The organism is Azospirillum sp. Sh1, from assembly GCF_008365135.1.
Lineage (GTDB): Bacteria > Pseudomonadota > Alphaproteobacteria > Azospirillales > Azospirillaceae > Azospirillum > Azospirillum oryzae.
Map to the genome: position 1 here is coordinate 332,821 of NZ_VTTK01000001.1, position 17,803 is coordinate 350,623.

The window sequence follows — 17,803 nt, forward strand, 5'->3', positions numbered from 1 at the left end:
AGGGTCATCACCCCTCCAGCAACCGCTCCTTCGGCAGCAGGATGGTCACCGCCGTTCCCCGCCCCGGTGCGCTGTCGATCTCCACGCCGCCGCCATGCAGCTCGGCGAAGCGGCGCACGATGGGCAGCCCCAGCCCGACCCCTTCATGCTGGCGGATCAGCGAGCGTTCGGCCTGGGTGAAGGGGTTGAAGATGCGCCCCATCAGCTCGGCCGGAATCCCCGGCCCGTCGTCGCGCACGGTCAGCCCGACGAAATTGCCGCGGTCCTCCACCGCGACGGCGACATGGCCGCCGGTGGGCGTGAACTTGACCGCGTTGTCCAGCAGGTTCAGCACCATCTCGCGCAGCCGGCGGCGGTCGATGCGCATGCGGAAGGCGGGACAGGGATGGACGGCCACCGTCAGCCGCTTGCCCGCCGCCTTCGGCGCCAGCATGTCGGCGCAGCCGGTCAGCAGTTGGGGGATGTTGACGTCGCTTTCCTGGATCTCGATGGAACCGGTGGAGCCGCGCGTATAATCCAGGATGTTGTTGACCATGGTCAGCAGCGACCGGCCGCTTTCCTCGATCAGCTTCACATATTCCAGGTAATCGGGATGGCCCAGCTTGCCCATCCCCTCCCCTGCCAGAACGTCGGCGAAGCCGATGATGGAGTTCAGCGGCGTGCGCAGCTCGTGGCTCATCACCGCCAGGAAGTCCAGCTTGGCGCGGTCGGCCTTGCGCGCCGCCTCCAGCGCGTCCGACAGCTCGGCGGTGCGCTCCGAAACCCGGTGTTCAAGCTCGCGGTTCTGTTCGGCGGCGCGGCGGTAGAGCTTGCGGATCTCCACCATGTTGCGGACGCGGTGCAGCAGTTCCCAGGCGATGAAGGGCTTGGTCAGGAAGTCGTTGGCGCCCAGTTCCAGCGACTTGCGCCGGGTTTCCTGGTCGGTCTGGGCGGTCAGCACCAGGATCGGCACGTAGTCATCGCCGAAGATCGGCTTCAGCCGCTCCATCAGGTCGAAGCCGCTCATGTGCGGCATGCGGATGTCGATCAGCAGCAGGTCGAACGGCTCCGCGGCGCAGAGGTCCGGCACCTTGCGCGGGTCGGTCTCGCCGCGCACACGGCGATAGCCGTCATGACTCAGGATTTCCCGCAACAGGTCGACGTTGGACGGGTTGTCGTCCACGATCAGGATGCTCGCGTCCTTGACCTGCTGGGCGAGCGCCGGGTCGAACTGGCTCCTGTTCATCGGGAGCATGCACCTTTGAACCGTCCGCGTGGGCAATTAGATTTGCCTCTGAACGGATCGAATGCAATCGAAATGAACAGCCCGGCGAAATGAGTGGCCGGGCAGCCGGCCCGGCACCGCTCAGGCCCGCTTTTCCCAGCCGCCGCGGTCGGTCTGCTGCCAGTAGGTCAGGCTGTGGCCGGCCGCCTTGCAGGCTTTCCAGCGCTGGCGCGCGGCCAGCACCGCCTCGTCGTCGTTGCCGTCAAACAGGTCGCAGACAAGCTCGAAGGCGTCCATCCGGTCGCTGACGCAGCCGTCCACCGTGACCAGCACGGTGGCGCCGTTCGGGTTCTCGTCGGCGTCGGTCAACCATACCGGCTGCTTGTCGGCGAAACCGTCGCGCGCCGCCCCGTGCGGCAGGAAGGAGCCGGGATCGTAGGTCCACAGATGCTGGTTCAGCATGTCCACCCGCTCCGGCGAACCGGCCAGCACGACGGCACGCCAGTTCCGCTCAAGAACCTTCTCCAGGATCTTGGGCAGCGCCTGTTCCATCGTGCGCCGTTGCAGGTGGTAGAAGCGGACTTCGGTCATGGCTCCTTCACTTAACTCAGGTCATCAGCCTTCGTGGTATTCGGCCACGAAGCGGTCGAGCAGGCGCACGCCGAAGGCCGAGGCGCCCTTCGGAACCGTGGCGCCGTCCTTCTTCGCCCAGGCCACGCCGGCGATGTCGATGTGCGCCCACGGCACGTCGTTGACGAAGCGCTTCAGGAATTGCGCGCCAACGATGCTGCCGGCGCCGCCGCCAGACCCGGTGTTCTTCATGTCGGCGGCCGGCGATTCGATCTCCTTGTCATAGGCATCGCCCATCGGCATGCGCCAAACCGGCTGGCCCACCTTCAGGCCGGCGGCCGTCAGGTTCATGGCGAGATCGTCGTCGTTGCAGAACAGGCCGGCATGCTCGTGGCCCAGCGCCATGATGATGGCACCGGTCAGGGTGGCGAGGTCGACCATCAGCTTGGGCTTGTAGACGTCCTGCGCGTACCACAGGCAGTCGGCCAGCACCAGACGGCCTTCGGCGTCGGTGTTGATGACCTCGATGGTCTGGCCCGACGCCGAGGTGACGATGTCGCCCGGACGTTGCGCGGTGCCGGACGGCATGTTCTCCACCAGACCGACGATGCCGACGGCGTTGACCTTCGCCTTGCGGGCGGCCAGCGCGTACATGGTGCCGATCACGGTGGCGGAGCCGCCCATGTCCCACTTCATGTCTTCCATGCCGGCCGCACCCTTGATCGAGATGCCGCCGCTGTCGAAGGTCACGCCCTTGCCGATGAAGGCGACCGGACGCTTGTCGTCGGCATCCGGGTTGCCGTTCCAGCGCATGATGACCACGCGCGGCTCGCAGGCGCTGCCCTGGGCGACGCCCAGCAGGGCGCCCATGCCGAGCTTCCGCAGCTTCTTCTGGTCGAGGATCTCGACCTCAACGCCGAACTGCTCCAGCTCCTTCGTCTTCTCGGCGAGGCTTTCCGGATAGATGACGTTCGCCGGCTCCGACACCAGATCGCGGGTGAAGCGGATGGCGTCGGCCAACGTGTCCAGCTTCTTGAAGGCCGACTTGGCGGCGCCGTCGTCCTCGACCAGCAGCGTCAGCTTGCGCAGGCTGGGCTTCGGCTCCTTCTTGTCAGACTTCTTGTCGTTCGTGCGGTACTTGTCGAACTTGTAGCTGCGCAGCTGCGCGCCGAAGGCGATTTCGGCCGCGGCGGCCGCCGGGGAAAGCTTGGCCTCCTCCGGCAGTTCGACCAGCAGCGCCGCCTCGTCGGCGGCCTTGTCCAGCTGCACGGCGATGGCGCCGCCGGCGGCCTGGAGGACCAGATCGGTGAGGTCGGCACCCTTGCCGATGCCGACCAGCAGGATGCGGTCAAGCTCGGTCCCGGCCGGGGCGAGCAGCGTCAGCGTCTCGTCCTTCTTGCCGTTGAAGCGGGCGACGGCCATGGCGCGGGCCAGCGCCCCGCCGGTCTTCTGATCCAGCTCGCGCCCGATCAGGCCGAGGCTGCGGTCGGCGGCGACGGTCACGGCGAGCACGCCGGAGGCCGGCAGGGACGGCTTGGCGAAGGAGAACTTCATCTGGTCCTCTTGAGGGGGAGTTTGCGTGGCGGAAAGCCTACCCCACGGATAAGGAGCGCGCCACCCCGGCTGTCAAGGGTGGTTGGTTGGCGTGGCGCCCCCTCCCTTCCCATGGCTGCGCCATGGGCCCCTTCCCTCCCCCGCTTCGCGGGAGAGGGTGGATCCGCAAAGCGGCGGCAGTCCCCTCTCCCTCGAAGAGGGGGAGGGTTAGGGAGGGGGCAATCGAAGCCGACAGCCCCCCTCCCCTCACTCACGCATCGATCGCCTTGCCCAGTTCGACCGGATCGACCTCGCCCTGCTCCATCCCGACGTCGGAAACGCTTTCCTCCGACACCGTCTCCTCCACACGGCGTTCCAGAACGGCGGCGAAGAAGCCGTCGGTGTCGTGCTTGGCGGGCGTCAGGCGCAGGTACGGACCTTCGACCGGCGGCGGCGTGCCGGCCTCCTCCTCCGCCCACACCTCGGCGACCGGCTTCACGATGAAGTCGTGGTGGGTCTGCAGGAAGGCCTCGACCTGGGCCTCGTTCTCGTCATGCAGCATGGAGCAGGTGGCATAGATCAACCGCCCGCCCGGCTTCACCAGACGCGCCGCGCTGTCCAGGATGTTGGCCTGCAGCGGCAGCAGTTGCTCCAGCCCCGGGCCGAGCTGGCGCCAGCGGGCGTCCGGGTTGCGGCGCCAGGTGCCGGTGCCGGAGCAGGGGGCGTCGACCAGCACGCGATCGAACTTGCGCTTGTGGCGCTTCACCCAGGGATCGCGCTCGCTGGTCAGCGGATGCGCCTCGATGTTGTGCAGGCCGGCGCGGCGGAACCGCTCGGCGGCGCGCTTCAGGCGCTTGTCCAGCACGTCGCAGGCGACCACACGGCCCTTGTTCTTCATCAGCGCGGCCACGGCCAGCGTCTTGCCGCCGGCGCCGGCGCAGAAATCGACCACCTGATGGCCGGGCTTCGGCGCCACCGCCAGCGCGACCAGCTGCGACCCCTCGTCCTGGATCTCGACCAGACCGTCCTTGAAGGCGTCGACGCTGCCCAGCGGCGGCCGGCCCTTCACCCGCAGGCCCAGCGGCGACCAGCGCGTGGTCTCCGCCGTGATCTGCGCCTTGGCCAGCGCCTTGATCGCGCTCTGCTGGTTGGCCTTCAGCGGGTTGATACGCAGGTCGAGCGGCGCCGCCTCCAGCAGCTTCTCCATCTCCACCCCGAAGCGGTCGCCGAGCGAAGCCCGCATCGGCCCTTCCGCCCACTCCGGACACTCCACCCGCACCGTCTCCGGCATATCGGGATGGTCCATCGTGTGGCTTTCCAGCTCACGAACCATCGCCAACTCGTCGTCGGTCAGGCGGGCGGGGGCGAACTTGCCGCCGCTGAACATCTCCAGCACCACGCCGGCGTTGCGGTTCTCTTCCAGCAGCAGATAGGCCAGCACGCGGGCGCGCGGGGTGGCGCGCTCGTAGCCGCCGCGCTCGATCCACCAGCCGAGGCGGGCCTGGCGGCGCAGGATCGCATAGGCCATCTGGGCGACGGCGGTGCGGTCCTTCGACCCGATGTAGCGGCGATTGCGGAAATAGGCGCTCATCACCGCGTCGGCGGGGCGAGGGGTCTCGTCGATCTCGGTCAGCAGATCGATGACCGCCTGGAGGCGGGCGGCGGGTGTCATGGCGTCTGGTCCCTTGGGGTATCTCATGGCGGCGAACAGGACCGGCCGCCCGCATGTTCCCCCGCTTGGTCCCAAGCGTATGGTGGGAGCGGGATGCATCGTTGCGGACGGTCCTTCACGTATGGGCTGTCGATACCGCGTTTGGCGCGCTCTGTCACGCCTTGCCGCCGCGCGGCTGCTCCGCTCGCCTTCAGAACGGCCCGCCCGGCATCCACCCGTGACAAGCAGCCGCGACCTATCCGAAAGTGCAGGTTGGGGATTGACGACTCGGGGTATCCGCCTGCACAAACGTTCGGGTGATGTGACCTTATCGTGACCGGACCGCCAGGGCGGCCGGACGATCCGGGTCTTCGACGGACAGATCTGATGCTGGTGGCGGAGTGCGCGATGGCGGCTGCGGCTGGGGTGGCGTGTGCGCGTGAGATGAGGCGGCCCAAAGAGCGGCAGCTCCTGCGGCTTTCCCTGCTCGGTGGCTTGCTGGCGACGCTGGCGGCCTGCGCCGGAACCGTCCAGACGGTGGACGGGCAGCGGAGCACGGCACAGCGCCCGACCTGGGATCAAGTGTCGCCCGACTTCCGCCACCTCGCCGGCTGGATCGACGACGACCATGCCCAGGCGGTCCCCGCGGTGCAGCGCACCTGCGGCTGGGTGAAGAACCAACCGCCGGGCAAGGCGCTGGGGCAGTTGCGCGCCGCCGGCACCACCGACGACTGGCGCGCCATCTGCGCCGCCGCCCGCGACCTGCCCCCCGGCGACAGCGAGGCGGCCCGCCGCTTCTTCGAGACCTTCTTCACCCCGCGCGACGTCAGCAACGGCGAGAACGGCCTGTTCACCGGTTACTATGAGATCGAGCTGCACGGCAGCTGGACGCGGACGGAACGCTACAACGTCCCGCTCTACCGCATGCCGGCGCGCGGCAAGCGCGGCCTGCCGACCCGCGCCCGGATCGAAGCCGGCGCGCTGAAGGGCAAGGGGCTGGAGCTCATGTGGGTGGACGACCCGGTCGACGCCTTCTTCCTGGAAATCCAGGGCTCCGGCCGGGCGGTCATGGCCGACGGCTCGGTGGTCGGCATCCACTATGCCGGCCAGAACGGTCACAGCTATTACCCGATCGGCCGCCATATCATCGACCGCGGCGAGGCCACGCCGGAACAGATGTCGCTGCAGCTGATCCGCCGCTGGCTGAAGGACCATCCGGCCGAGGCCCAGCGGGTGATGAACCTCAACCCCTCCTACGTCTTCTTCAAGGTCAAGCCCGAGGTCGGCGCCCGCGGCGCCCGCAACATGGAGCTGACGCCCGGCCGCAGCCTCGCGGTGGATGTCGAGCATATCCCGCTGGGCGTGCCGCTCTGGCTGGAGGTGCGCGACGCCCCGGTGCCCGGCGGCGCGATCAACCGGCTGGTGGTGGCGCAGGACACCGGCGGCGCCATCAAGGGTCCGGTGCGCGGCGACCTGTTCTGGGGCCACGGCCCGCAGGCGGAGGAAGGGGCCGGCGTGATGAAGGCGCGCGGCCATTACACCATGCTGGCCCCGCGCACCCTGTCGGTCCAGACCGCACAGCGGAAGTGATGACGGCGGACGTGATGGCGGCTGGGGGGGACATCCGGCTGGAGCGCCTGACCGCCCTGCCCGACCGCGCGGCGGCACTGTCGGCCCTGGAGGAGATCTTCTTCGCCTCCACCACCCGGACGGAGTTCGCGTCGGATGCCGACCGCGCCGCCTTCCTCTCCACCTGGACCGGCTGGTTCGTGGCGGAGGCGCCGCGGGACATCTGGATGGCGGTGGCGGGCGACGGGCTGGTGGTGGGGTATCTCACCGGCTGCAAGGACAGCGCCGGGTCGGTCGATCTGGCGCGGCGCATTCCGAAATACGAGGTATTCGCCGACCATTTCGCGGCATACCCCGCCCATTTCCATGTGAATGTCCGGCCCGGCTGGCGGCAGCATGGGCTGGGACGCCGGCTGGTCGACCGCTTCGCCGAGGATTGCCGGGCCGACGGCCTGTCCGGCGTGCATCTGGTCACCGCCGTCTTCGCCCGCAATGTCGAGTTCTACCAACGCGCCGGCTTCACCGACGCCTGCCAGCGCGGTCCCCTGCTGTTCCTCGGCCGCCGCCTGAACCCCTGACTTTGGGGACGCTGCTGTGCTAGGCAGGGGGCATCCCCTTGCCGGAAAGCCAGTTGCCATGACCCGCCCGCCCCTGCTGATCGAAAGCCCGCAGAACCCGCAGTTCAAGCTGTGGGAATCGGCGCTGGAAAGCCGTGGGCTGAAGAAGAACGGCAAGTTCCTGCTGGCCGGCCTGAAGACGGTGCCGGAGGCGCTGCGCCAGCATCCCGACCGGTTCGAGCGCCTGCTGTTCACCGACCCCGCCCAGATATCCTCCTGGCGCCTGCCGCCGGGGGTGGAGCCGGTGCAGCTGGCCCCCGCCCTGTTCCGGACACTGGACGTGTCGGGCACCGGCTTTCCGCTGCTGGTCGGCGCGGTGCCGAAGATGCCGGCCATCGACCTGTCGCAGCCGCCGCAGGGGCTGGAGCTGCTGTGTGCGCTGGGCGATCCCAGCAATCTCGGCGCCCTGCTGCGCAGCGCCGCCGCCTTCGGCGTGTCGCGGATCGTGCTGCTGGAAGGGGCGGCGCATCCCTTCCATCCGAAATGCCTGCGCGCGGCGTCGAATGCGCAGTTCGCGCTGACCCTGCTGCGCGGGCCGCGCTGGGCGGCGGTGAATGACGCGGCGGGACCGCTCTATGCGCTGGACGGCGGCGGCGAGGATCTGACGCGCTTCGACTGGCCGGCCGACATGCGGCTGATCCTGGGCGAGGAAGGCCAGGGCGTACCGGCCGACTGCCCGGCGATGCGGCTGTCGGTGCCGACGACGGGCGCGGTGGAGTCGCTGAACGCCACGGTGGCGGTCAGCGTGGCCCTGTTCGCGCGGCACGCGGCGGTGAGGGGCGGTTAAGGGATGGGCTTCGATTTGCCCCCACCTAACCTCCCCCGCTGGGCGGGGGAGGTTAGGTGGGGGTCTAATTCAGCAAGTAACCTACCTACCCCATCACCGACGCCAGCACCTGCACCACCTGATCCGACCCGTAAGGCTTCTTCAGCACCGGCACGTCCGCGAACCGCTCCGGCACCGCGGCGCTCTCGCCATAGCCGGTCGCGAAGACGAAGGGGATCCCCAGCTCCCGCAGCCTTTCGGCGACCGCGACCGAGGTCTCGTTGCCCAGGTTGATGTCCAGCACGCCGACCACCGGCGGGTCCTCGTCGATCAGCCGAAGGGCGTGGCGGACGCCGGCGGCGGTGTTGACGCGGCTGGCGCTGAAGCTCAGCAGCACGTCTTCCGTCGCCATGGCGATGATCATGTTGTCTTCCAGCAGCAGCACCGGACCGCCGATGGAGAAATCGGCCGCCGGCACCGGCAGGCTGCGCCGGCCACCGCCCGGCAGGCTGGCGGCGACGGTGACATACTGTGCCGGGATCATGAAACGCGCCCGCAAGCCCGACAGGGCATAGGTCACTTCGGCCTCGCCCTGCAGATCGTGGGGGACGGAGCGCTCGATCACCGTGGTGCCGAAGCCGGTGCGCGACGGCGCCCGCACCGGCGGGCCGCCATTCTCCTGCCAGTCGATCTGAAGCCGTCCGCCCGCGTCGATCGACCAGTCGGCCTCGACCCAGCCGCCGCTGTCGCTGAGCGCGCCGTATTTGGCCGAATTGGTGGTCAGCTCATGCACCACCAGCGCGAAGACGGAGAAGGCCTGCGGCGCCAGCAGCACCTCCGGCCCGGTCAGCCGCACCCGCTCGCTCTTGGCCGACAGATAGGCGCCGATCTCCGCCGCGATCAGGGCGCGCAGGGATGCCGGCCCCCAGTTATCGGCGGTGATCTGGTCATGGGCGCGGGCCAGCGCCTCGATGCGGCCGGCGACGATGGCGGCGAACTGCTGCACCGTCTCCGCCCCGGTCTCGCTCTGCCGCACCAGGGCACGGACGAGGCTGAGGATGTTGCGGACGCGGTGGTTCAGTTCGGCGATCAGCAACTCCTGCCGCTCGGTCGCCTCCTTGCGGGTGCGGCCGGCGACGTCGGCCAGCCGCAACACCACCTCCAGCAGGGTCACCCGCAGGGATTCGGCGTTGCGCTCGTCCAATTCGGTCCAGGGCTTGGACCGGCCGCGCACGGTTTCCTTCCAGGCCTCGAAGCTCTTGCGCGGGGTCAAGCGCGGACCGTTGGGGCCATACTGCGCCGGCTTGGTCGGGTCGCCGCCCCAGGTGACGGTGCGGATTATCTCCTTGCGGAAGAAGACCAGATAGTCGCGCGGCAAACGCGACACCGGGATAGCCAGCAACCCGCAGGCCCGCTCGGTGAAGTCGCGGGCCGGCGGATGCACCACCCCCAGCTCGTCGGTCACATAGACCTTGCTGGGCGGCGTCCGGTGCAGGAAGCGCATGACGCCCTGCGTCTCCTCCCGCGTCGGCGTTTCGCCTTCCATGTGCAGTTGGCCGTCGATGCAGCAGGCGAAGCCGTCGCATTCGATCAGTGTCCGCAGCTCCGTCGCGAAGGTGACGAGGCTGTCCAGCGGGGATGCGCTATCGGCCAGCATCGACATGATGCGGACATGGGCGCGGCGGGCCTGCGCCTCCTGCTGGCTTTCCTGCTCGCGCTCGCGTCCCTCGAGCAGAAGCGAAACCATCTGGCCGAACAGTTCGGCGGTGGTGCGCCGTTCGAAGGAGAGCGAACGGGCATGACGGTGATGGCAGGCGAACAGTCCCCACAGCTTGCCGTGCCGCAGGATCGACACCGACAGCGAGGCGTTGACCCCCATGTTGCGCAGATATTCGACATGGATCAGCGAGACGCTGCGCAGCAGGCTGAGCGACAGGTCCAGCGGCTGGCCCATGGGATCCAGCGTCGGCACCACCGGCACCGGCGGCGCATTCACGTCGGCGATGCAGCGCAGCCAGTTGCGTTCGTACAGGCGCCGGGCCTGCTGCGGGATGTCGGAGGCCGGATAGCGCTGGCCGACGAAGCTGCCGATGCCGTGCACCGCCGATTCCGCGATCACCTCCCCCGCCCCGTCGGGGCCGAAGCGGTAGACCATCACCCGGTCGAAGCCGGTCAGCGCCCGCATCTGGCGCGCCGCCTCGCGGCAGAAACCGTCGAAGCCGCGGGCGTTCTGGACCCGCGCGATCATCGAGCGCAGGAGGGAGCCCGAATCCTGCGGCCCCTCCCCCTCGCTCGGTTCCGCCTCGATCACGATGGTGGAGCCGGACAGGTGGACGGCCACGTCGCAGACCGGAGCGAGGTCGGACAGATGGACGCCGAAGGCGCGCTCGACGCTGCCGTTGATGTGGGCGACCTGCAGCCTGCCGCGGATGGTGTGCAGCGCCTCGCCGGTGATCACGCGGGACAGCGGATGCCCCAGCAGGTCGTCGGGCTCCACACCCAGCCAGCGTCCAATGTTGGCCGAGACATGCAGGACGATCCAATCGGCAGTGACGGCGATCAGAAATCCGGTGGGCTGGATAAGACCCAGCTGATGGATGGGCTCCCGGTCACAATCGGTGAGGTCTACAGACCCCGAAGGAACCGGGCCGCTCATCGAACAAAGACTTCAGACAAACGCGACCTCAAGCGGAAGCTGGACCGGCGGCGTTTGTCACGCACTGCCAAGGGATTTCATCAACAATTTAGGCAGGAGGATGGAATGCCGCAACGCTCCAAAATGGCTATTCCTATGCTCTGATTAAGGCCGATTAACTTAACATAGGATAAGATTTGGAACGCGTCCGCGTGTGATTGAGTCCGTCAGGCTTTGGCTGCACAGAAAGCGGCATCATTACGACGGAGCTGACCTTCAACTGGAAATAAGCATTGGAAGCCCGGTGTCGGCGGCACCCCCAAGATTCCGCACTGAACCCTTTCATCTTCGGCGGGCTGCCCGAAGACCTGTCGTGGCGCAGGGTTACGGCCATTCCACGACCATCGGGGCCCGCCATGACATTCCCTTCGTGCACAGACGATTTCATTGCCGAGGACGGGCGCATCCGTATTCGCGACGTCACTCTGCTGTCCGACGACTGGTATGTGCTGAAGAAGACCACCTTCGACTATCGTCGCCGCGACGGCAGCTGGCAGACCCTAAGCCGAGAGACCTATGACCGCGGCAACGGGGCGGCCCTGCTGCTGTACGATCCCACCCGTGGCACCGTGCTGCTGACCCGGCAGTTTCGCTTTCCCACCTACGTCAACGGCCACGCCGAGCCTCTGCTGGAGGTGTGCGCCGGCCTGCTCGACGACCGCAGTCCGGAAGAGGCGATCCGGGCCGAGGCTGCGGAGGAGTTGGGCGTAACCGTCCAGGCGCCGCGCCGGGTGTTCGAGGCCTTCATGAGCCCCGGTTCGGTGACGGAGCGTTTGGCCTTCTTCGTCGCCGAATACCGCGCCGCCGACCGCAGTGAGGGCGGCGGGGTTGCCGAGGAAGGCGAGGACATCGAAGTGGTCGAGTTGACCTTCGCCGATGCCCTTGCCATGGTCGGTAGCGGGGCGATCCTGGATGGCAAGACCATCATGCTGCTGCAGCACGCCGCCCTTCACGGCCTGCTGCCGCGGTGACGACATCCGCCCGCCCCGCCGGCCCAGGCAATTCGGATGGGGCAATTCGGATGGGGCAATTCGGATGGGGCGATTCGGACGGGGACTGGATGATCGACGACGCGGATCTGGATTGGGAGGACGTCCGCGCCTTTCTGGCCACGGCGCGGTGCGGCAGCCTGACCGGCGCGGCCCAGCGGCTGCGGCTGAGCCCGCCGACCCTGGGTCGCCGGCTGAAGCGGCTGGAGGAGGCGCTGGGCGGTCCGCTGTTCGACCGGCTGCCCAACCGGCTGGAACTGACGGTGCTGGGCCGCTCGGTGCTGGACAGCGCCGCGGCCATGGGCGACGCCGCCGCGGCCTTCGCCCGCAATGCCGACCGGCTGGCCGCAACGGCCCGGCCGGTGCGGGTGACGGCGACCACGTCCGTCTCCGCCTTCCTCACCCTGCATCTATCCGATCTGCTGGCGGAGACCGGCGCCGACCTGACCATCATCAGCACCCGCAACGCCCTGAATTTGGCCCAGCGCGAGGCCGACATCGCGCTGCGCATGGACCGGGTGCCGGCCGAAGGTGATCTGGTCACCCGCCGGCTGGGACGCTTCGGTTTCACGCTCTATGCAAAGCAAGACCTGCGTGGCGACTGGTCCGGTCGCTGGGACGGCGCACCAGTGGTCGGGCTGCCGGAAACCCGGCGGCGGCCGTCGCAATCGGGATGGGTGGACGATACGGTTCAGGAACGCGGCGCCCGCGTCGTGGCGCGGCTCAGCGAGTTGCCGATGCGGCTCGACGCCGCCCGGCGCGGGATGGGCATGACGCTGCTGCCTTGCGTGCTGGGCGATGCCGAACCGGTACTGGTCCGCGTCATCGACCCGCCGTCCGCCTTGCGCGAGGACGTCCATTTGCTGGTCCACCGCGGCCGGCGCGACGCGCCGGCCGTCGCCGCGGTGGTCGATGCCCTGGTCCAGCTGTTCCGCCGCCACGCCGAGGCGCTGGCGGGGGAGTGACAATCCTTTAGAGCATTCGCTCTGGGCGTCAGCCCCGGCCGGCGATCAGGCTGTCGGCAGCCGCGCGGGCCTCCGCCGTGACGGTGGCGCCGGACAGCATGCGGGCGATCTCCTCGCGCCGCTCGTCGCCGTCCAGTTCGGCGACGCCGGTGGTGACCTGCTCGCCCTTCTGCGACTTCTGCACTTTCAGGTGAACGGCGCCGCGCGCCGCGACCTGCGGGCTGTGGGTGACGACCAGCACCTGCAGGCCATGGCCCAGAGTTTCCAGCCGCTCGCCCACCGCCGCGGCGACGGCGCCGCCGATGCCGGTGTCCACCTCGTCGAACACCAGCGTGCCGACGGTGGAGGTCTGGGCCAGCACCACCTTCAGCGCCAGCATGAAGCGCGCCAGCTCGCCGCCCGACGCGATCTTGTTCAAGGCACCCGGCGGGGAGCCGGGGTTGGTGGCGACCTGGAAGGCGACGCGGTCGATGCCGGACGCATTCCATTCCGACTCGTCGAGCGGCTCGACCAGCGTGCGGAACTTGGCCTTCTCCATCTTCAGCGGCGCCAGTTCGCCGGCGACCGCCACATCCAGACGGCCGGCGGCCTCGCGGCGGGCGGCGCTCAGCGCATCGGCGGCCTTGTGGAAGGCGGTGCGGGCCTGTTCGGCCTCCTTCGCCAGCTTGGCCAACAGATCGCCCTGATCCTCGATCAGCAGCAGCCGGCCGGCCATCTCCTCGCGAAGGGCGGCCAGCGCATCGACATCGACGCCATGCTTGCGGGCGGCGGCGCGGAGCGCGAACAACCGCTCCTCCAGCTTCTCCAGCGCCCGCGGGTCCATGTCGACTCCGCTGGAAGCGGCCTGCAACGCGGCGATGGCCTCCCCCGCCTCGGTCGCGGCGCGGTCGAGCGCGGCGATGACCGGGTCCAGCGTGCCGCCGGCCTTGTCGGCGATGCGGCTCAGGGTGCGGATGGCGGAGGACAGGGCGCGCTCGACGCCACGATCGCCGGAAAGTTCGGCATAGGCGGCGTTCATGCCGTCGACCAGCTTTTCCCGGTGCATCAGCACCGCGCGGGTCTCCGACAGTTCCTCCTCCTCGCCGGCCTTGGGGGCGAGCGCATCCAGCTCGGCCACGGCATGGCGGAGATATTCCTCCTCGGAGCGGGCGCGGGCGATGTCGGCGGCGGCTGAGTGGCGCGCATCCTCGACCTGTCTCCAGGCACGGTGCGCCGCGGCGACCTGCGCCGCCTGGGCCGACAGCCCGGCATAGGCGTCGAGCACGCCGCGGTGGGTCTGCGGGTTCAGCAGGCCGTGGGTGTCGAACTGCCCATGCACCTCGACCAGTTCGGCGCCCAGCGTCTTCAGCAGGCCGACGCCGACCGGCTGGTCGTTCACCCAGGCGCGGCTGCGCCCGTCGGTGTTGACGGTGCGGCGGATCACCAGCGTGCCATAACCGGAGGCGGAGTCGCCGGAGTCGGCGTCCAGCCCCTGTTCCTTCAGGATGTCGAAGGCCGGGTGGTCGCCCGACAGCTCGAATTCCGCGGTGACGGCGGCCTGATCGGCGCCATGGCGCACCAGACCGGAATCCGCGCGCGCGCCAAGGGCCAGCCCCAGAGCGTCGAGCAGGATGGACTTGCCGGCGCCGGTCTCGCCGGTAAGGGCGCACAGGCCCTTGCGGAAGGACAGGCTCAGCCGCTCGATCAGGACGACGTCCCGGATCGTCAGCGACACGAGCATGGAGCGTCCTAGAACAGGGAGTTCCAGGCTCGATTGAGCCACGACTTCTCGTTTCGCTCGGGACGCAGATTGGCGTCCACCAGCAGTGCGTAGCTGTCCGTGTACCATTCGCTGCCGGGGAAGTTGTGGCCGAGCACGGCCGCGGCGGCCTTCGCCTCGTCGGTCACGCCCAGCGCCAGATAGCACTCCACCAGGCGGTGCAGCGCCTCAGGCACATGGGACGTGGTCTGGTAATTTTCAACGACGGCGCGGAACCGGTTGATCGCGGCGGTATACTGATGCTGACGCAGGTAGAAGCGCCCGACCTCCATCTCCTTGCCGGCAAGATGGTCGTTGGTCAGATCGATCTTCAACTTTGCGTCGCGGGCGTATTTGCTTTCGGGGAAGCGGCGAACCACTTCCTGCAGGGCGTCGAGCGCCTGGCGCGTCATCTTCTGATCGCGGCGCACGTCGGTGATCTGCTCGTAATAGCACAGCGCCCGCATGTAATAGGCGTAGTCGACATCCGGGCTGCCCGGATGAAGCTGGATGAAGCGGTCGAGCGCCAGGATGGCGTCGTCGTACTTCAGATCCTGATAGTGGGCATAGGCGGCGAGAAGCTGCGCCTTGCTGGCCGAATCCGAATAGGGATGCTGGCGCTCCACCTCGTCGTAGAGCTTCGCGGCCTTCTTGAAGGCGTCCTCGCGCATCGCCGCGTCCGCTTCCGATAGAAGCTGGTCGGCCGGGCGTTCGACATACGCGTCCTCCTTGGTGGAGGAGCAGGCGGACAGGGCGGCGGACAGGAGGATGGCCGTCAGCGGCAGGCGGTACGGGCGAGGAAGCATCGTCGTCTTGGGCGCTTTCGAAGTTGCCCCTGTATAGCACGCCGGGGTGAGGGCGCCGCAAGCGGTAACGCAGGGGCGGGCGATATGCCCTTCCCGCCCCTGGCGGAAAATGGATGGGCGGAGGCGTCTTACCCGAACAGCGCGTCGATGTCGGCCTGGCTGATGTTGCCGCTGTCGGGTGTGGCTTCGGCCGGGCCGTGCAAATCCAGGTTCTCGTCCTTCTTGGTGACGGACGGCGGCAGCGGCATCGCCTCGAACTCGCGCTTGTTCCACAGGCCCATCATCGCGTCGACGCGCTCTTCGATGAAGGACATGGCGCGGACGACCTTGGTGATGCGCTGGCCGGTCAGGTCCTGGAAGTTGCAGGCCTCGTATATGCGGACGATGACGTCGACCATGTCGTTGACGCGGTCGTTGTGATAGCCCTCCGGCAGGGACGACTTCAGTTCCGACACCACCTCTTCCAGCTCTTCGGCGCAGGCCATGATGGTGTTGGTCGCGGCCTCCGTCGCGGCGACGACCGCGCTCAGTTCCTGGCTGGCCTGCTGGAACTTGTCGTCGCCGGCCAGCGGGTGGCGGATGGCCGCCATTTCCACCTTGGTCGCCTTGATCTTGCCGGAGATGTCGGCGATCTCGACCTGGATCTGGTCGATCTGCGCCGCGTCCATGGTCAGGAAGCGGTCCAGCTTGGCGCCCAGATCGCCGATGGCGCGCAGCACCTCGGTATTGTCGGCCTGGACGACCTGGGCCGGGACCGGAAGGGACGGGGCCGCCGCGCCGTCCTCGATCAGGGACTGGAAGGGATGCCCGGATTTGCGGGCTTTCTGAAGCTCGGCCATGAAGGGCTTGGTCATCTGCTTCATCCTCGGTCCCGCCTCTCGGAAACGGCCGCCAGTGGCCTGTGTGTGGTGGATGTCGGGTCGCGTGCGTCGGTTCTGCGGTTGGATCGGCTGACCGCACGCCATCCGGCCATCGGCGGGCAGAGGCGGTCAATCGGGAGAGAGCCTGAATTCCCGGGACGGAATGTCCGTGCTGGAGTCCGACCGCCCCCTATCCGAACAGGGCGTCGATGGCCGCCTGATCCAGCGGCGCCGGCGGCTCCGCCGCAGCGGGCGGCGGAGGCGGGGCGGCGGGCTTGGGAGCGGCCTTGGCCTTCGGTGCGGCACCCGGCGGCTTCGGCACCGGCTTCTTCGCCGGAGCGGGTGCGGGCGTGTCGAACATGCTGTCGATGTCCGACTGGCTCGCCACCGCCGGCGCGGCGGCGGGAGCGGGCGAATCGAACATGCTGTCGATATCCGCCTGACTCGACTGGACAGGAGCCGCAGCGGGCGCAGGTGCGGGCGCCGGACTGTCGAACATGCTGTCGATGTCGGCCTGGCTCGACTGGACCGGAGCGGGCGGCGGAGGAGGCGGGGCCGCGACCGGTGCCGGCGCCGGACTGTCGAACATGCTGTCGACGTCGGCCTGGCTGACGCCATGGCCGTCCAGCTGCGGACCGTTCAGCAGATGGGCGTCCGGACGGCTGTCCGTCTGCTCTTCCTTGACGATGATGCCGGCCAGCCCATCCTCGCCCCAGATGCTGATCATGGCCATGACGCGCTGCTCGATGTAGCGGAGCGCGTTGACGACCTTGCTGGTGCGCTGGCCTGTCAGATCCTGGAAGGAGCAGGCGGTGAAGATGTCGTTCACCTGGGTGTCGATCTCGCCGCACATCGCGGGATCGGCACCGCTGGCCCGCAGCTTGCCCGACAGATCCATCAGCCGTTCCGCGGCGTTCAGGATCTCGAAGGACGCACGCTCGGTCGAGATGACGATGGCGTCCAGTTCGTTGGTGGCGGACAGGATCTTGTCGCCCGACCCGTCGGGGGGCCGCAGCGCCGCCACTTCCCGCCTCGCCTGCTCGATCGAGGCGGCCATTTCCATCAGCTCGCGGCGCAGGACGCCGACATGCTTGCCGGCCTCCACCGCTTCGTTCTGGCGATTCCAGGAGTCGCGGAACTCCTGGAGCATGGCGCGCACTTCCTCCGTCGCGGCCCCGAGGGACCGCCGGTGGAGCCGCCGCAGGAACGCCCTGCCCTTCGCCGATCGGGCGATGGCGTCCTCGATCTGCTCGAACTCCTCATCGGACAGCTGCGGAAGCTGCTCCAAACCGGTCCACTCCCCAAACTGGATTCGCCAGCCGCCCTATGGACCGGGCACCGAACGGCAAGTGCCGCCGTCCGCCCGGACCGAACAGTCAGTCGCGATCACGAAAACCGAGGATCAGCCGCCGATGACGGCCTGGATCTTCTGCTTCAGCGTGTCGGCGTTGAAGGGCTTGACGATGTAGTTGTTCACGCCGGCCTGCTTGGCGGCGATCACGTTCTCGGTCTTGCTCTCGGCGGTGACCATGATGAAGGGCGTCGCCGCCAGCTTCGCGTCCGCGCGGATTTCCTTCAGCAGCTGCAGACCGGTCATCGGCTCCATGTTCCAGTCGGAGATGATGAGGCCGAACTTGCTCTCGCGCAGCTTCGCCAGCGCCGACACGCCGTCGCCGGCCTCGTCGATGTCGGTGTAGCCGATCTGGGTCAACAGGTTCCGCACGATGCGCCGCATGGTGGCGTAATCATCGACGACGAGGATCTTCATCTAGACGTCTCCGCAATAATCCGTTGCCGGTGTCTGACCGGCCGTTACGCCCACCCGGCGCGGGGGCTGCGC

15 protein-coding genes are annotated in these 17,803 nt (G+C 68.4%); 5 read left to right on the plus strand and 10 right to left on the minus strand.

Going from position 1 to position 17,803, the window contains the following annotated elements:
• Positions 1-7: 7 nt before the first annotated feature.
• From FZ029_RS01575 to FZ029_RS01590, 4 genes are all read right to left on the minus strand, one after another.
• Positions 8-1,225: an ATP-binding protein gene (locus tag FZ029_RS01575; RefSeq protein ID WP_149267747.1), complete on the minus strand. Its 1,218-nt coding sequence runs from the start codon at positions 1,223-1,225 to the stop codon at positions 8-10.
• 120 nt (positions 1,226-1,345) lie between these two features.
• A complete protein-coding gene (locus tag FZ029_RS01580; protein WP_149267748.1) occupies positions 1,346-1,795 on the minus strand; it encodes a DNA polymerase III subunit chi in 450 nt (149 codons plus the stop codon).
• Positions 1,796-1,819: 24 nt separating this feature from the next.
• Positions 1,820-3,328: a leucyl aminopeptidase gene (locus FZ029_RS01585; protein WP_149267749.1), complete on the minus strand. Its 1,509-nt coding sequence runs from the start codon at positions 3,326-3,328 to the stop codon at positions 1,820-1,822.
• A gap of 250 nt (positions 3,329-3,578) precedes the next feature.
• Positions 3,579-4,979, minus strand: a complete 1,401-nt coding sequence (locus FZ029_RS01590; RefSeq protein ID WP_149267750.1) for an RsmB/NOP family class I SAM-dependent RNA methyltransferase — start codon at positions 4,977-4,979, stop codon at positions 3,579-3,581.
• A gap of 423 nt (positions 4,980-5,402) precedes the next feature.
• On the opposite strand from FZ029_RS01590, the gene FZ029_RS01595 reads away from it, so the two are divergent.
• The 3 genes from FZ029_RS01595 to FZ029_RS01605 are packed head-to-tail and all read left to right on the plus strand — an operon-like array spanning position 5,403 to position 7,931.
• Complete coding sequence (locus FZ029_RS01595; protein WP_247892095.1) at positions 5,403-6,548, plus strand: murein transglycosylase A; 1,146 nt, start codon at positions 5,403-5,405, stop codon at positions 6,546-6,548.
• On the plus strand, positions 6,548-7,105 hold the full coding sequence (locus FZ029_RS01600; RefSeq protein ID WP_247892096.1) for a GNAT family N-acetyltransferase: 558 nt from the start codon (positions 6,548-6,550) through the stop codon (positions 7,103-7,105). Before FZ029_RS01595 ends, FZ029_RS01600 begins: the two co-directional genes overlap by 1 nt.
• A 58-nt stretch (positions 7,106-7,163) precedes the next feature.
• The gene (locus FZ029_RS01605) at positions 7,164-7,931 is read left to right on the plus strand and encodes an RNA methyltransferase (protein WP_149267753.1); all 768 of its coding nucleotides are present in this window, start codon (positions 7,164-7,166) and stop codon (positions 7,929-7,931) included.
• 85 nt (positions 7,932-8,016) lie between these two features.
• Here FZ029_RS01605 and FZ029_RS01610 read toward each other — a convergent pair whose 3' ends face one another.
• Positions 8,017-10,566: an HWE histidine kinase domain-containing protein gene (locus tag FZ029_RS01610; RefSeq protein WP_149267754.1), complete on the minus strand. Its 2,550-nt coding sequence runs from the start codon at positions 10,564-10,566 to the stop codon at positions 8,017-8,019.
• Between the two features lie 395 nt (positions 10,567-10,961).
• Between FZ029_RS01610 and FZ029_RS01615 the strand changes: the two genes are divergently transcribed.
• Both FZ029_RS01615 and FZ029_RS01620 read left to right on the plus strand, forming a co-directional pair.
• Positions 10,962-11,576 (plus strand): NUDIX domain-containing protein, encoded by a 615-nt coding sequence (locus FZ029_RS01615; RefSeq protein ID WP_149267755.1) that lies wholly within the window; start codon positions 10,962-10,964, stop codon positions 11,574-11,576.
• An 89-nt stretch (positions 11,577-11,665) separates the two neighbouring features.
• Positions 11,666-12,559: a LysR family transcriptional regulator gene (locus FZ029_RS01620; RefSeq protein WP_188051798.1), complete on the plus strand. Its 894-nt coding sequence runs from the start codon at positions 11,666-11,668 to the stop codon at positions 12,557-12,559.
• A 28-nt stretch (positions 12,560-12,587) separates the two neighbouring features.
• Here FZ029_RS01620 and recN read toward each other — a convergent pair whose 3' ends face one another.
• The 5 genes from recN to FZ029_RS01645 form a co-directional block, all read right to left on the minus strand.
• Positions 12,588-14,279, minus strand: a complete 1,692-nt coding sequence (recN, locus tag FZ029_RS01625) for a DNA repair protein RecN (RefSeq protein WP_149267757.1) — start codon at positions 14,277-14,279, stop codon at positions 12,588-12,590.
• 8 nt (positions 14,280-14,287) lie between these two features.
• Positions 14,288-15,103, minus strand: coding sequence for an outer membrane protein assembly factor BamD (locus FZ029_RS01630; RefSeq protein ID WP_109073874.1), 816 nt, complete (start codon positions 15,101-15,103; stop codon positions 14,288-14,290).
• A 128-nt stretch (positions 15,104-15,231) separates the two neighbouring features.
• Complete coding sequence (locus FZ029_RS01635; protein ID WP_246457797.1) at positions 15,232-15,957, minus strand: protein phosphatase CheZ; 726 nt, start codon at positions 15,955-15,957, stop codon at positions 15,232-15,234.
• Between the two features lie 196 nt (positions 15,958-16,153).
• Complete coding sequence (locus FZ029_RS33865; protein ID WP_149267758.1) at positions 16,154-17,251, minus strand: protein phosphatase CheZ; 1,098 nt, start codon at positions 17,249-17,251, stop codon at positions 16,154-16,156.
• Between the two features lie 114 nt (positions 17,252-17,365).
• Positions 17,366-17,731 carry a chemotaxis response regulator CheY gene (locus tag FZ029_RS01645; RefSeq protein WP_012974572.1) on the minus strand — a complete coding sequence of 122 codons (366 nt, stop codon included), beginning with the start codon at positions 17,729-17,731 and terminating at the stop codon, positions 17,366-17,368.
• Positions 17,732-17,803 lie beyond the last annotated feature (72 nt).

What these genes read in the sequence shown, in the direction of transcription:
- FZ029_RS01585 (WP_149267749.1), bottom strand. Translation starts at nt 3,328, where the DNA reads ATGAAGTTCTCCTTCGCCAAGCCGTCCCTGCCGGCCTCCGGCGTGCTC.
- FZ029_RS01590 (WP_149267750.1), bottom strand. Translation starts at nt 4,979, where the DNA reads ATGACACCCGCCGCCCGCCTCCAGGCGGTCATCGATCTGCTGACCGAG.
- FZ029_RS01600 (WP_247892096.1), top strand. Translation starts at nt 6,548, where the DNA reads ATGACGGCGGACGTGATGGCGGCTGGGGGGGACATCCGGCTGGAGCGC.
- FZ029_RS01630 (WP_109073874.1), bottom strand. Translation starts at nt 15,103, where the DNA reads ATGCTTCCTCGCCCGTACCGCCTGCCGCTGACGGCCATCCTCCTGTCC.
- recN (WP_149267757.1), bottom strand. Translation starts at nt 14,279, where the DNA reads ATGCTCGTGTCGCTGACGATCCGGGACGTCGTCCTGATCGAGCGGCTG.
- FZ029_RS01645 (WP_012974572.1), bottom strand. Translation starts at nt 17,731, where the DNA reads ATGAAGATCCTCGTCGTCGATGATTACGCCACCATGCGGCGCATCGTG.
- FZ029_RS01615 (WP_149267755.1), top strand. Translation starts at nt 10,962, where the DNA reads ATGACATTCCCTTCGTGCACAGACGATTTCATTGCCGAGGACGGGCGC.
- FZ029_RS01605 (WP_149267753.1), top strand. Translation starts at nt 7,164, where the DNA reads ATGACCCGCCCGCCCCTGCTGATCGAAAGCCCGCAGAACCCGCAGTTC.
- FZ029_RS01595 (WP_247892095.1), top strand. Translation starts at nt 5,403, where the DNA reads ATGAGGCGGCCCAAAGAGCGGCAGCTCCTGCGGCTTTCCCTGCTCGGT.
- FZ029_RS01620 (WP_188051798.1), top strand. Translation starts at nt 11,666, where the DNA reads ATGATCGACGACGCGGATCTGGATTGGGAGGACGTCCGCGCCTTTCTG.
- FZ029_RS01580 (WP_149267748.1), bottom strand. Translation starts at nt 1,795, where the DNA reads ATGACCGAAGTCCGCTTCTACCACCTGCAACGGCGCACGATGGAACAG.
- FZ029_RS01635 (WP_246457797.1), bottom strand. Translation starts at nt 15,957, where the DNA reads ATGACCAAGCCCTTCATGGCCGAGCTTCAGAAAGCCCGCAAATCCGGG.
- FZ029_RS01575 (WP_149267747.1), bottom strand. Translation starts at nt 1,225, where the DNA reads ATGAACAGGAGCCAGTTCGACCCGGCGCTCGCCCAGCAGGTCAAGGAC.
- FZ029_RS01610 (WP_149267754.1), bottom strand. Translation starts at nt 10,566, where the DNA reads ATGAGCGGCCCGGTTCCTTCGGGGTCTGTAGACCTCACCGATTGTGAC.